Consider the following 13405-nt stretch of genomic DNA (forward strand, 5'->3'; position numbering starts at 1 on the left):
CCTCTTTCCAAGGCAATGGGCGGCCCGCGCGCCCGGAGCGACTCGCTCCGGCGCGACGGCGTCGGCCGCCGAGTCCGTGAGCGGCGCCGGGCCAGCGCCGCTCACGGACGGTTCGAACTCTCCACGACCCTGTCCTCGTCGCCCGGTCCCCCCGGGACGAGGGCTCGTCCCCTCTGCGGGCAGCGCTACTTGTACAACACGTTCACGACGATCGTGTTCGGCCCGGGCTGAGAGGTGTTGTTGTCTGCCGGGGTGGCGGTCGCGCCGATACCGATGCCGGTCGTGAACGCGATGCCGTTCGTGTGCTCGGCCGAGACCACCTGCCCGGCCGGCACCATGAGCGTCAAGGCAGGCGTGGTCGTGCCGACCGTCGGGGCCCCGGCCGTGTTATAGAGCTTCACGAACGCGTCGGTCGAGCTCCAGTTGGCCAGGTGCCAGCCGAACACCTGGCCGGCGGAGCCCTTCACGTTCTGCCCCGTGGTGCTCAGTCCGGTGTTGCGGTAGATGGAGAGCCCGCCGGAGGTGGCCGGCTTCACGTTCACCGCGCCGATCGTGTTGGTGCCGGCCGGGAGCGACCCGACCAGGCTCACCGGAAGCGGGTCGGTCTGTGAGACGTCGACGGCGGTGCCGTCCGCGCCTGTCTGCAGCTTGGCGCGCAGGACGTGCACGCCGAGGATCTCGTCGGTGGCGAGGATCGTGCCCGCGCCCTCAGGAAGCGTAATGTTGTCCGACATAAGTGCTGACTCCTTGGTGAACGATGTTCAGTCCGTCCTCTACGATGGCTGTGCCGACAACAGGCTGTACTCGCAGAGCAGGTAGATATCCTGGAGCGTGTGGTTGAGCCGGTGGATCGTCGTCGGCGGCGTCGGGGTCGTCGTCGTCCTGAGCGCGCTCGCGATGTCGTCGACTTCGTTGCTGCTCGCGGTGAGCGTCCAGGTGCCGAGATCCCACGGGTCGCCGGACGGGCTCATGCTTTCGCTCTTGCCCGTGTTTCGCGCGCTGTTGTCGGGATAACCCGGGAGCCCGACCAGGGTCGCCGCGGCGCCTGGCGGCGCCACCCCGATGTCGAGCGCAAGGGCGCTCGTATAGGCCACCTCGCCGTTCCACCGCGCGTAGAACGTGACCTTCGTCAGCGCGATCTTCCGGTCCGCCGGCGCGTAGGGAAACATCTCCCGCGTGAGCGGGATCGAGAGCTCCTGCTCCGCGCTCGAGTCCGAAGGCGCCATGAAGCGGGCCCACTCGGCCGGCAGCTCGGACCGCAGGCTGAAGAGCCGGCGCCTCACCGGCACGTTGGCGCTGGCGCCGTAATGGATCCTCGCCACGCCCGCGAGGGTGCTGCTCGAGCGCGCCGTGTACCGGATGTGCAGGATCACGTCGCTCAACGCCCCGATGTCGAAGCGGTTGTTCGCCGCAGGGAGCTCGATCTTGTAGGTGCCGAGCACGCCCGCGCCCTCGAACGGGAGATACCGCTCGTCGCGCAGGTTCGGCTCGAACAGGCCTGCGTCGTTGGCCCCTCCGCTCGTCGCGATCACCTTGGTGACCGGCACGAGATCCGTCCGGAAGTTCGTCGGGTCCGCATAGGAGCCGCTCACCTGCGCGTTACTGCGCACCTTCGTGTTGCTCAGCGTGAGCGTGCAGCTGACGCCCGCGTACGGGCCGGTCACGGTCGGGATCGTGATGGCGACCGACTTGATGCGACGGAAGTAGTGACCCGGGTAATCGAGATCGAACAGCTCCTCCTTCAACTCCACGTCGCAGGTACCGGTCTCCCGGAGCTGCATGAGCTGCTCGGGCGCGACCTCGGCGAGCGAGACGTGCTTGACGAGCTCCGCCTCTCTCGGCGTCTGCTCCAGGAACGCGACCTCCAGGCGGCGGAGATCGTGCTGGAGCCGCTCTCCGGCGAGCAGGCCCTGCTTCAGGCTGTCCCAGGCGCCGAAGCGCACAATGGCGTGCGTGCCGTCACCCGTGCCGAGCTCGAACCGGAGCGCCCGCTCCGCGCGCCTGGCCATGTCGAAGGCCAGCGTGTACGTCTGGTAGTGGACGGTCGACAGCTCCGCCACCATCCAGTCGTACAGCTCCTCGGTCGTGCGCTTCCTGCCCTGGAGGAACTCGAGCACCTCGCGCGCCTGCTCGGTCTGCCGATCGTGGTTCCTGAGCTCCACCTCGACCACCGCGGCGCGGATCTTCGCGGCGACGATCTGCTTCTCCAGCCCCTGCATCTCCTTGGCCGCGAGCCGCTCTTGCAGCGCCCACTCCTCGGCGCGCCGCTCGTATCCCGCGAGCGTCGACGCGATCGACGCGCCCTCGCGCAGCGCCCCGGCGGCCATCGAGAGCGCCTGCGAGGCCGCCTCGATCGGCGCGCCCGACGCGTGCCCACCGACCGAGGTCATGGCCACCGGGCTCCCGAAGCTGCCCGCGGCGCCGAACGTCGTCGGCGGGACGGCCTCGACGCTGGAGGCGACGAGGGCGATCCCCTGCGCCACGAGCCCGAGCTCCATGCCCGCGACGCCCATGGCCAGCGCGCCTTGCTCCGCCGCGCTGATCCGCGGCAGGCTCGCGTAGTGGTCGCGGCGGAGCCGCGTCGCCTCGTGCGACCGCTCCAGCGAGGCGACGGTCGCCTGCGCCTCCTTGACCTGCTGCGCCTTGATCTCGCGCACCGCCGCGAGCAGCTCGACCTCGTGGCCCGAGCGGAGCCGCGCGATCGCCTCGCCGTCCTTCTTCTCCATCGCTGCGAGCAGCGCGGCGCCGAGCCCGGCCACCGCGCCGGAGAGCTCCATCGCCTTCGCGTGCAGCACCTGGAAGCGGTAGGGGAGCTGCGGGGAGCTCGCCTCGTTGAGCACCGTCGCGAGATCCACGCCGAGCGCCCTGGCCTGCACGAGCAGCATCGGATCGATGGGCGGCTCGAACAGGGGCAGCGTCCGGACCGCCCCCTCGATGCTCATCGAGTGTCGGATCTTGAAGAGCCGATCGGCGACCATGTCCCACAGCCCCGAGAGCGCCTCGTCACGGGGCACGCAGAAGTAGAGCTCTCCGAGGTCAATCGCCGGCGCGGAGAACGTGCGGAGCAGCATTTCCCTCAGCGGGTCGCCCACGAGGCTCTCGGCCTCGACGCGTGACCGCGACGCGATCACCGGGTCGGAGAGATCGCCCAGCCCGAGCGCCTCGAGCTGCCAGTAGTTCCGCGGCGTCACCGCGTCCTGCCGCTCGATGCGCACCGGGCGCCGGCCGAGGAGGTTGCCGGCGAGGACGTACAGCTGCGTCGCCTCGTTGATCGACTCGATGGTCTCGCGCCGGAACAGCTGATCGCCCCACGCGATCAGGTTCTCGACGTATTTCATCACCACTGCCTTCTGATAGGCAATCGGCCGCATCCGCGCGACGATGTGCGGATTGAACGGGTCCTTCCGCCATGCCTCGATCTGCGCCGCGAAATCGAGCTTCTCCCGCTCGTCCTCTTGGTTCGTCAGGAGCGAGGCCAGCAGCCTGGCTATCGGGGTCTGCTGCGAGGGCGACTGATCCCGGACCTCGTCCTCGATCGAGGCGAGATCCTTGTTTTCGCGGAACGGCCGTACGTTCCAGAAGCGCTCGGGCGACGGGGCCGGATCACCCGTTGTCGGGTCGAAGATGAAGTGGAACCAGCGCTGCGCCTCGGCGTGCCGGCCGCTCTGCATCAGCCGGAGGGCGATCAGGAACGGCGCGTGGAAGAACAGCTCCCAGTTGTAGCTCGAGTAAGCGCCCTGGAACGAGAAGTCGACCTCCTCCTTCGGATACGGCGTGAGCACGTTGGCAGGATCGGGGTCGTACGTCTCCTCGAAGTCGTCGCCGGAGCTGCGCTGGATCGGCTCGGTCGGGTGGAGCGACCATTTGAGCAGCCCGTCCACGCCCGAGCGCTGCAGCTCCTTCCGGAACAGGCAGGCGAAGGGGTGGTAGAAGGAGATGAAGCGGTATCGCTTCGCGTCTTCGTAGACGTTCGCGATGCTCGTCACCTCGGGCGCCCTCGGAGCCCACTCGGCCGCCGCCGACCCCGCGCGCATGGCGAACGCGCCGATGGTCCTGCCGATATCGCCGTACGCCGTCATCCCGGGCTGCGGCACATCATGCCACTCGGTGTACTCGGTCAGGACGAGCTCGGCGAAGAACGTCGATTTCGCGTCCTTGAAGAAGAACGACACGCCAGCCGCGGCGGTGTCTCTGAAGGGCCCACTGCCGACCTCGCGCGGAACGAGCGCGCGGAACGGGGTGACGCTGCCGAGCAGCGGGATGTTCTTCCGGAAGCCGTTGATCTTGATCGGAACGACCAGCTCGGTCGCATCTCTCGAGACCACGTGCTGCCCCCGCCAGCCGGTCCTGTAGGGGATTGCCGGACTGAAATACGTGTAGTTCCGAATGTCGTAGCCGAAGTTGGTGCCCTCGAGCGCACCGCAAGCGCTCTGCACGAAGTGTCCGAGGCGAGTGCCGACGGAGGTGTTGCTGTAAACCGCCGCGATCCCGGGCGGAGCCTGCTCGTCGTCGCGCTGCACGAACAGCGAGACAAAAGCGGTATCGGGATACAATTCCGACTCCAGCGTCACCTCCGAGCCGTCGCTCAGACGGCGCGCACTCCACGCGCCGTTGCGGCGCTGGCTCCATGCGAGGCGGATGTAATGGCTCGTCACCGCCGTTTCGCCCACCTCGCGCGTGTCGTCCGGCATCGGCTGCTCCGGCTCGGCGCGCTCCTCGATGATCGGCCAGTACAGGTGTGGCCGACGATCCACCACGGCGAGCAGGACCCTGTCCCCCTCGATGTCGAGATCGATGGGCTCCCAGGGAGTCCAGGACAGCCCGTCCACCCGCGTGCGGTAGAAGTACTTGTACGGCTGGGCCGCGGTGCGGCCGACGACATGGAGCACGTCGATCGGAAGGTGCGTGTCGTCGCCCTCCTCCTTCTGGTGGAACGCGCTCGCGATCTCGAGGTTCGCGACCTCATCGAGCCTGTCCAGGTACCGCTCGAACGCGTGCTCCGCGGCGTCGTCGGTGATGTCCTTCTGGCGGAGCTCGGCCTCCAGATCCTTGAAGAACGGCGACTTGTCGTCGCGCAGCGACGGGTCGAGGTACATTTCCGGCTGGAGCAGGACCTTGCGGCTCGCCTCCCAGACACGGTAGCTCTTGCGCCACGCCCACTCGCGCGCCGCCTCCTCCGGGAGCGTCAGGTCGTCGTCCTTCTCCAGGTTCAAGAACGCGCGCTGCACGAACGTCTGCACCGAGCCGATGGCCTGCTTCAGGCGCGAGGTGATCACCGCGGGGCTCGTCTCGACGTCCACAAGCAGTTTGGCGAACAGTTCGTCGCTGTCCTCGTATCCCCGCTTCGCCACGAGGTACGCCACCAGCGTCGACCGGAGCCGCTCGCGCAGCACGTCGCGCAGCGGCGGCGCCACCCGCGCCCACTCGGCATCGGAGTACTTCGCCTTTGCGGCCCGGATGATGCTCTCGGCGGGCCCGGCGCCGTCCGACTGTATCGCGTTCTCCCACGCGACCGCCTGCTCGGCCGAAATGCCGAGCCGCTTCAGCACCACGATCGCGCGGCGCACGAGCCCGAGGACCGAGACCTGCTCCGCGGCGTTGCTCGGGTTGAGCGGGTTGCTCGACGCATAGCCGCGGGCGAGGAGCAGATGCTCGACGTCCGCCGCGGGCCAGCCCGTGGCGGCGGCCAGCGCCGCGATGGCCAGCTCAAAGGGGGTGCCGCCCACGAACAGGCTCACCAGCGACGGGTTCGGTCCGACGAGCTGGGAACGGAGCTCGACGAAATCCACGAGCTTCTCCCACGCCTCGAGCAGCGGCGAACCGGTGTCGGTGACGTCGATCTCGACGCGCGGCAAGGCGTCGAGATCGAGGGCCACCGTGGCGCCGTCGACCTCGTCCAAGACGAACATCCGCTCGATCTCGTCGGCGCTCAACCCGAGCTGCTGCACGACGGCCGCGGCCTTGGCCAGGTGCCGGTAGGCGGCGAGCTGCGCGGCGCGGCTGACGGTGTCGAGCGACGGCGGCGGCGAGGTGCTCAGCGAGAACGCGCTGCCGAGCGACACGCCGGGCTCGCCCGTCGTGAGGATGTCTGCGACGAGCAGGTGCGTCGACCGCGCGTTCAGCTTCAGCGCCGTGCCGAGCGTGTCCTCGATGAGGGCCGCCTCGGCCTCGCTGTCCGGGGCGCCGTTCTTGCCGCGCAGCGCCAGCAGCGAGCCGAACATCTGGTCGAGCACGGGGCTCACGGCCTCGTCCGTCACGGCGATCCGTGCGCGCGGAGACGACGTGCCCCGGAAAACGACATCCAGGTCGGCAGGCGACAGCCCCGAACGCCTGACGCGATCGACCGTGTCCAAAAAGCGCAGCGTATGCTCTGGGCTGTCGGCCTCAAACGGCCTGTACTTGCTCAGGTTGTAGAGCACGTGGAAATCGGGCAACGACAGCCGCAACGCCCGCGCAAAGGTGACGATGCGGTGGAGCTTCGCGAGCGTCACCGGCGCGAGATCGGCGGTGTCCGCCGGGACGAGCGGGGCCAGCCCGAGCCCGGAGTTCTCGGTGAGCAGCGACAGCTCCTCCCGGCTGATGCGCAGGCCGGCGAGGATCGCGGGCGTGTGGTCGTCGAGCAGGGTGGCGGTCGAGAGGCTGGCGACCCCCGGCAGCGCGAGCGCCGCGTCGACCGGGTTGGTCACGGCCCTGTGCTGGAAGAGCTGCTCGTAGAACGAGGGCGTCTCTCCGGCGTCGCGGCGCTGGGTGTCGAGCAGCCCGAACCAGCTCGCGAGCACCGCGATCGGCAGCGAGATCCCCCGCTCGGCGCGCAGCGCCTGGATCACCGCGATCACGCGCAGCGCGCGGCCGTTCAGGAGGTCGGTGCCGCTGGGCGCACACGCGGCCAGCACCTGATCGAGCTCGCGGATCGACCAGCCGAGGCGCAGCCGGAGCCGCAGGAAGCGGTGCAGAAAGCTCAGCTCGCTCAGGTCGCCGCTCAGGACGAGGCTCTGCTCCTCGATCTTGCAGCTCCCCGCGGGCTCGATCGTCGGCGACCCGAAGCGATGGAGCACGGAGGTCTCGAGCAGATCGCGCAGCTCGTCGTAGGACAGCCCCGAACGCTTAAGGAACTCCCGCACGTCGAGCAGCCCGCCGGGGATCCAGCTGACGCCCCAGGCGCTCGCGAGGCTCGCACCCGAGATCGGGGTGCCGCGGATCAGATCGCGCTCGCGCGGAGAAAGTCCGAGCCGATGGGCGGCCGGGTCCTCGGGATACATGGAGTCCGGGCTGGACCAGCTCGCCCTCAGCTCGGACAGGAACGTGTGCAGGGGCACGCCGAGGTGCTCGAGATAGACGCGCGCCTCGTGCTGCCGGTGGTGATACGGCAAGCTGAAGGGGAAGTCGGTTTCCGCCAGGCGCTCGTAAGCCGTCTCGTGCCAGTCCTCCTCGCCGCTCGGCGGGTTCGGCATGGCCGCGAGCGCCTCGGCGGTGCCGACGGTCGCGATGTGCTCCGGGAAGACGGGCAGGGCCTCGTTCTGCGCCTTGGTCTCGCCCACGAAGGCGTGGACGAGGATTTCGTTCACCAGGTCGACGTACGGCAGCGGCGTGTCGGCGTTCTCGCAGGTGAGGTCGATCCGGCCGATGTCCGGGCGCCGCCCGGCGAGCGCCGGCGTCGAGCCCGGCGCGCTGCCGAGGAGCAGCTCCTTCGCGGTCCACTTGGTGCTGCCGCTCTTCGTGAGCGTGGAGTAGTAACGATCGAGGAAGCGGAGCAGGTCGACGAGGTACGCCGCCGGGCCGTAGACCGAGGCGCAGTGCGCACACGCGCACGCGTCGGTCGAGCCGAAGAGCTCCTCGTACGTCGCGAAGTCTGACGCCGCCTGGCTCGCGCGGCGCGTGGGATCGGACAGGACGTAGGCCGACGTCTGGTTATAAGCCGCGCCGAACTTGAGCGACAGCGCGAACGCATGTTCGGAAATGGCGACCGCCTTGTCGTAGATGTCGTCCGCGATATGGGCACCTCCGAGGGCAGCGCCGAACTCGGCGCCGAACCGGAGCCGGCCGCGGCGGGCGACCTCCCGCGCCGACTTGAGCCCGGCGTCGAGGAGCACCTTCGCCTCCTCGTACTTGGGTGTGAGCTTGTACAGCCGCTCGACCGCCTTGAGGTCGCGCTGCGCGGTCGCGGGGTTGGAGAGCCCCGCGAACGCCGCCGGGTTCAACGCGACGTAGTGGCCGGCGCGCGTCTTGCCGAGCTTGAACGAAGGGTTGTTGTTGAAGAACGTGGGCAGCTCGCTCCCGCCGACCACGGAGATCGCGGACGCGACCGCCTTCGACGGGAACGCCACCTCCAGGGCGTGCCGGATGACCTTGGCGTAGGTCGCGCGCCTCTCGGTCACCGTCGCTCCGGGCGTGTCGCTCGGGTAGTTGATGGGCGAGCCGTTGCGCTGGACGGCGAGGGTCGCGATCCAGTCAGCCTCGCTGTAGGCCGCGAGGTCCTTGAGGCCCTGGAACTGGGAATTCTGCCAGCGATCCCACAGCTCTTCGATGAGCGGGAAGTGATAGCGCGTGAGCGCGCCCAGCTGCAGCAGGAGCTTGAGCCGCGGGATACGGAGCGAGGCCTCGCCCTGGTAGTCGGGCAGGGACGCCAGGTGGGTCCAGAAGGCCTCCGGCGTGCCATCGAACGCCATGTACTCGGCGATGAAGTCCTGCGTGAAGAGCCCGCCCAGCTCGAGATCGAGGAGCTGACCGAGGCTGCAGGTCGTCCCCGCGGGCGCCTCCATGGCGAGGTCGACGGCGGCCTGGGTAAGGAGATCGACGATGCCGTCACTGACCTCGTGGCCCACGATCTTCGCCTCCTTCGCCTCGTCGAGCACGCGGCGCAGCGTGGCTTTGGGGTACGAAAGGAGCCCGCGCTGGGTGGTCGGCAAGCCCATGCGGACGAAGGGGTAAAAAGAATCGGCGGCCCCGCCGACGCCGACGGACGTCAGGAGGGAGTCGGCCGCGACGAGCGCCTCGACCTGCCCGCGCTCCACCTCGGTCGCCTTCGCGACGAAATCGACCTGCTCGCTCTGGAGGGCTCCGAGGACCACCCCCTGCATATGGGCCGCGGTGCGGGACTTGAGCTGCTGCAGCTCCGAGAGGCCACGGACTTCCTGGTTCTGGCTGGTGATCAGGTCGACGACCGCTGTCGACGAGGCCCGGACGACGAGCGCAGAGCGGCCCAGTTCCTGGTTCGACCCGTTGTAGACGATCACCCGGAGATCCGGCCGTTGCTTGCCGGATGCCAGGATGCTCGAGTACGAGATCTTGTAATGACCCGACGCGTCGGTCGTCGACGAACCGAGCTCGGTCTCTGACGTCAGCTTCACGTCGTAGGCGCGCACCATCGCGTTCGCGACTACCGTGCCTTGCTCGGTCCGCACATCGCCGCGCACGACCGATTGGGCTGGAGCGCGCTTGGTCGAGGTCAACGCGAGGTCCACCTCGATCCGCACGGTCGCAGGCGTCGGCGACACCTTCCATTGCGTGTAGCGCGTGACGTACTCCACTGCCCCGGCCGAGAACACGCGGAGCGCGATCAGCGGCTTCCGCCCCTGGAAATGACGATCCACGGCGGCCTGGTCGAGCGATATCTCGAAATCGCCGTTCAGATTGGTCACGGCGACGGCGACGAGATCCGTGGTGACCTCCGCGCTGTCCCACGCCTCGACACGCACATTCTCGACACCTCTTTCGGTCTTGGCTCGGACGACCCGACCGGAGAGTTTATACTTGTTCATGCGAGCTCCCTTCGATTCCATGGTCAAGAACCACCAGTTGGCGCAGCGTTCAGCCGCCGCGGTCGGTGCGCCTCGTCGCCGTCGGTCGACAGCGGAGGAGATGACGAGGAGGGCCGCTGCTGAGCGATCGGCGCGACGATTCGCGCGCCAATCGCTCAGCGCGACCACGCTCTCGCGGTTCCGCGAGACATCAGTTGTTTGCTGTCGATTCCCTCTTCGACCTGGCGCGCGTCAGCGGCCGACCGCCGACGCGTCTGCTGGACGTGCTTTGAACTACCACGCGCGTCTCGTTAAAAAGCTCAAATGCGTCCCCGCCATTCGAGGGTCCCGGGGTATGTCCACGCGTGACGCGTGTCGACGATCATGTGTTGTTTGCTGTCGCCGGCCGAGCACGGCCGCACGGCTGCGGCCATGAGCTCACGCACGGTGGCGGAAGGCCGTTTGACGCCCCCACACGCGTGACGCGCCGTCACGCAGCGTCCTCACGCAGAGCGTCAAATCGTCCCCGGTCACAGTCCGGCGACATCCTCCGCGCGCATCATCATCTCTTGGTCACGAGATGACCCCAAAGCGCACTTCCCGCCTGGCTGGGAAGAGCTGGCGACCGAGCGCGGGCAGATCGGACCGCCACAGCGACAGTGGCAAGGAGCCGACTCGCGACCGATCAGGTGCTCGACTCGTACCGGGTGTGCTGGCAGTTCGAACTGGAGATCAAGCGAGACGAGTCGATCGGCGGCCTGTCCAGCCGCCCGTGTCCCGTGAAGCTGTTGAGATGATTGCCGTCGTCCGCTCCGCCGCACCAGGGTGCCAGTCCGAACTCGACCCTGGTTGCGTGCCCGCGATAGGTTCCTAGTTCCGCCCGCCAGAAGTTCGGCCAGGGATCCGGAGAGAGAGTTCAACGCAAAGGCGCGAAGGCGCAAACGAATGAACAATTGTCGTGCATTTTTGCGTCTTTGCGCTCTTGGCCCCTTTGCGTTGAACTCTCTCTCCGTTCGCGATGCAGATCTCCCGGGCGGGATTTCTGATCCGCGGAACTAGTAGAGCCCGGCACGACCTTGGCCGGCGCGCTCCTACGACGCGCTCGCCGCCGGCCGACCTGACCCTTGAACGGCCGAGGCCTTCCAAAGCCCCAGCGCGCGCGCGCTCGGCAGCACCACCTGGGCGAGCGCGGCGTCCTGCAGCGCGCGCATCTCGGCCACGGCGAGGTGCCCGTGCGCCACGAGCGCCGCGGCGCGGCCGCCGGCCGCGGCGCGGCCGCCGCCCGGCTCGGCCCCGGGCGGGGGCGGACGCCCGAGCGACGCCGCGGCGGCCTCGAACACCTCGGCCACGGCGCGGCGCACCGGCTCGCCGCCGGCCCCGATCGCCCACGCCACCGTCAGCCACGCGAGCTCGGCGTGCCGCGCCTCGTCCTCCGCGATCACCTCGAGCGCCGCCCGCACCGCGGGATCCTCGGCGCGGGCGCGCTTCTCCGCCGCGATCACCGCGGCCACCGTCTCGCCGACGCAGCCCTCCTCCGCGGCGGCGCGCGCCAGCGCCGCGAGATCCGCGGCGATCGGCACCGCCGGCGACATCGGGAAGGCGGCCGGGCCGACAGGGCCGCCCCCATACGCGGTCGCGAGCGAGAACCCGAGGCGGGCGTGACCGACCTCGTCGAGCGCGGCGATGTGGGCCGCCTCGACGAGCGACGACGGCGCGCCGTGCGCCATGAGATCCAGCGCGAAGCGCGCGAACGACGCCACCGACGCGTGCTCCTCGAGCGCGCTCCGGAGCCATTCCCCGGCGAGCGTCTCCCGCTCCTCGTCCGTCAGCTCCGCCAGCGAAGGCTGCTGCCCACCGGCGCCGCTCGCCGTCGCACGCGCGAGCCACCCCGCCTCGGCCGGCCGCGGCGCCGCCGTGAGGTGGTGCCCCTCCAGGGAAAAAGGCCGTCCCACCGCGGCGCAGTCGAGGGTGTTCTCCTCGACGATCACCTCGTAACAGCACGCGCCGTCACGGCGGGTCGCGTCGCTCTCCACCGACACGATCGTGTCTTTCTCCAGCTCCACGTCCTTGCCGTCGCAGGGCTGGTAGATGGTGCTGAACTCCTCCAGCGCGGAGTCGCGGTCCAGGCAAGCCCCGAGCTCGTTGAACCAATCGAAGCAACGGAACTCCTGGGCGCTTTCGGCCTCGGCCTCGGCCTCCCCGCAGCCCGGCGCTGCGACGAGGAGCGCTGCGGCCGCCGAGGGGCCAGCGCTCTGCAAGAGACGGGCGATGAGCGTTCGTCGAAAGGATCGGTCGAGCAGCATGACGTGCACCTCCAGCCCCTGCCCGCTGCCTCATGAGCACGGCGAGGAGCTCGGAACAGGGCGGCTTGTACCTGACGCTCCAGCCCCCATCGCAAGACATGGTCCACCGCCGCGCGGGGCGCGATCGCGTCGAGACCAGCGGTTTTCGCGGGGAGCACAGCGGCCCCCCTCGATCGTCACGCCGCAGCGCTGACACACTCCGGCACTGCCCCGCCCGGGCGCGACCGTGGCCGCGCCCGGACCTGCGCGACGGCGCCGCCTACAGGGGGCTCACGTTGGTCGTGAACGACGCGTTCCGCAGGATGCGCCGCTGGCCGAGCGGCGTCGTGAAGCCGTTCTCCTTGTGGAAGGTCGAGGTGCTCCCGCCGCAGCTCGGATCGTCCCCGCCCCACCGCTCCGGGCAATGCGCCAGGATGTAGTCGCGATCCGGATTGCTGCCGCCGGGGCCCGTCCACCGGGTGTGCTTGATGCAGGCGGCGCCGTCCGCCGTCCACTCGGCCTCGAGGCTCATGCCAGAGTCCACGGTCTCGGTCTGGATGCCGAGCGCATCCCAGACGTCGATCGCCGTCCCGGTCTGGGTGTGCGGCACGCCGTCGCCGCAGTAGTCCGCGCGCACCATGCGGATGCACGCTTGATGGAAGTACGAGAGATCCCTGTCCTCGCAGCCGCTCGCATTGCACTCCGCCTCGGTCACCCATTCCCTGTAGCCCCACTCCGCGCACTTCCCGATCGCCGCGCCCTGACAGGCGAACGTGAACATGCCCCCGTCGTCCGAGTGGACCCCCGTCACCGCGTTCCACGTCCCCTTCACCGGGATCGCATCGAGGCCCTCGCCGCAGATGTTGACCCAGACATCGGGGCCGGCGTTGTACTTCACCGTGTAGTACTGGAGCCCGTCGCGCTCGACGACGTTCGTGATGCGGACGGACACCGACGATCCATCGTCCAGGACCGCCTCGATGTCCGCGCCGATGAAGTCGGCCCCGGCGACCGGCGCGCCGTCGCCCTCGCGCATGCCGACCAGCGTCGTCGCGTCCAGCGAGACGCCGTTGAAGCGGACCCCGTTGAAGCGGACCCCGTTGAAGCGAACCCCGTTGAAGCGGACCCCGTTGAGGTTCATGCCGTTGAGCCTGCTCATCGCGAACGAGCTCTCCGCCAGCGCTTCCTCGTCCTCGCCGCCGTCGATCTCCGCGGCGCAACCGGCGCCGAGGGATATGAGCCCGACCATCGCCCCTGCCAGGAACCCTCGCTTCAACATGATCGCCTCCGAACGCTGCCGCTAAAGCCGTGACGCCTTGCGCATCGACGGTCTTCCCTCGGGCGGTCGGGCCCCGATCACGCGAGCGATGAAGCCCGCGGCGGCTC

At 69.1% G+C, this 13405-nt stretch carries 5 protein-coding genes; 1 reads left to right on the plus strand and 4 read right to left on the minus strand.

Translation table 11 applies throughout. The features are described from left to right. Positions 1–185: 185 nt before the first annotated feature. Complete coding sequence (locus WME73_RS41490; RefSeq protein WP_437741770.1) at positions 186–734, minus strand: hypothetical protein; 549 nt, start codon at positions 732–734, stop codon at positions 186–188. Between the two features lie 39 nt (positions 735–773). Continuing rightward, positions 774–9758, minus strand: coding sequence for a neuraminidase-like domain-containing protein (locus WME73_RS41495; RefSeq protein WP_437913155.1), 8985 nt, complete (start codon positions 9756–9758; stop codon positions 774–776). Between the two features lie 638 nt (positions 9759–10396). Between WME73_RS41495 and WME73_RS41500 the strand changes: the two genes are divergently transcribed. Then, a complete protein-coding gene (locus WME73_RS41500; RefSeq protein ID WP_437741772.1) occupies positions 10397–10534 on the plus strand; it encodes a hypothetical protein in 138 nt (45 codons plus the stop codon). A 294-nt stretch (positions 10535–10828) separates the two neighbouring features. Here the strand turns inward: WME73_RS41500 and WME73_RS41505 are convergent, their stop codons facing one another. Then, positions 10829–12040: a hypothetical protein gene (locus tag WME73_RS41505; RefSeq protein WP_437913156.1), complete on the minus strand. Its 1212-nt coding sequence runs from the start codon at positions 12038–12040 to the stop codon at positions 10829–10831. 259 nt (positions 12041–12299) lie between these two features. Continuing rightward, positions 12300–13298 carry an ADYC domain-containing protein gene (locus tag WME73_RS41510; RefSeq protein ID WP_437913157.1) on the minus strand — a complete coding sequence of 333 codons (999 nt, stop codon included), beginning with the start codon at positions 13296–13298 and terminating at the stop codon, positions 12300–12302. Between the last annotated feature and the right edge of the window lie 107 nt (positions 13299–13405).

The organism is Sorangium sp. So ce302, from assembly GCF_051530145.1.
Lineage (GTDB): Bacteria > Myxococcota_A > Polyangia > Polyangiales > Polyangiaceae > Sorangium > Sorangium cellulosum_B.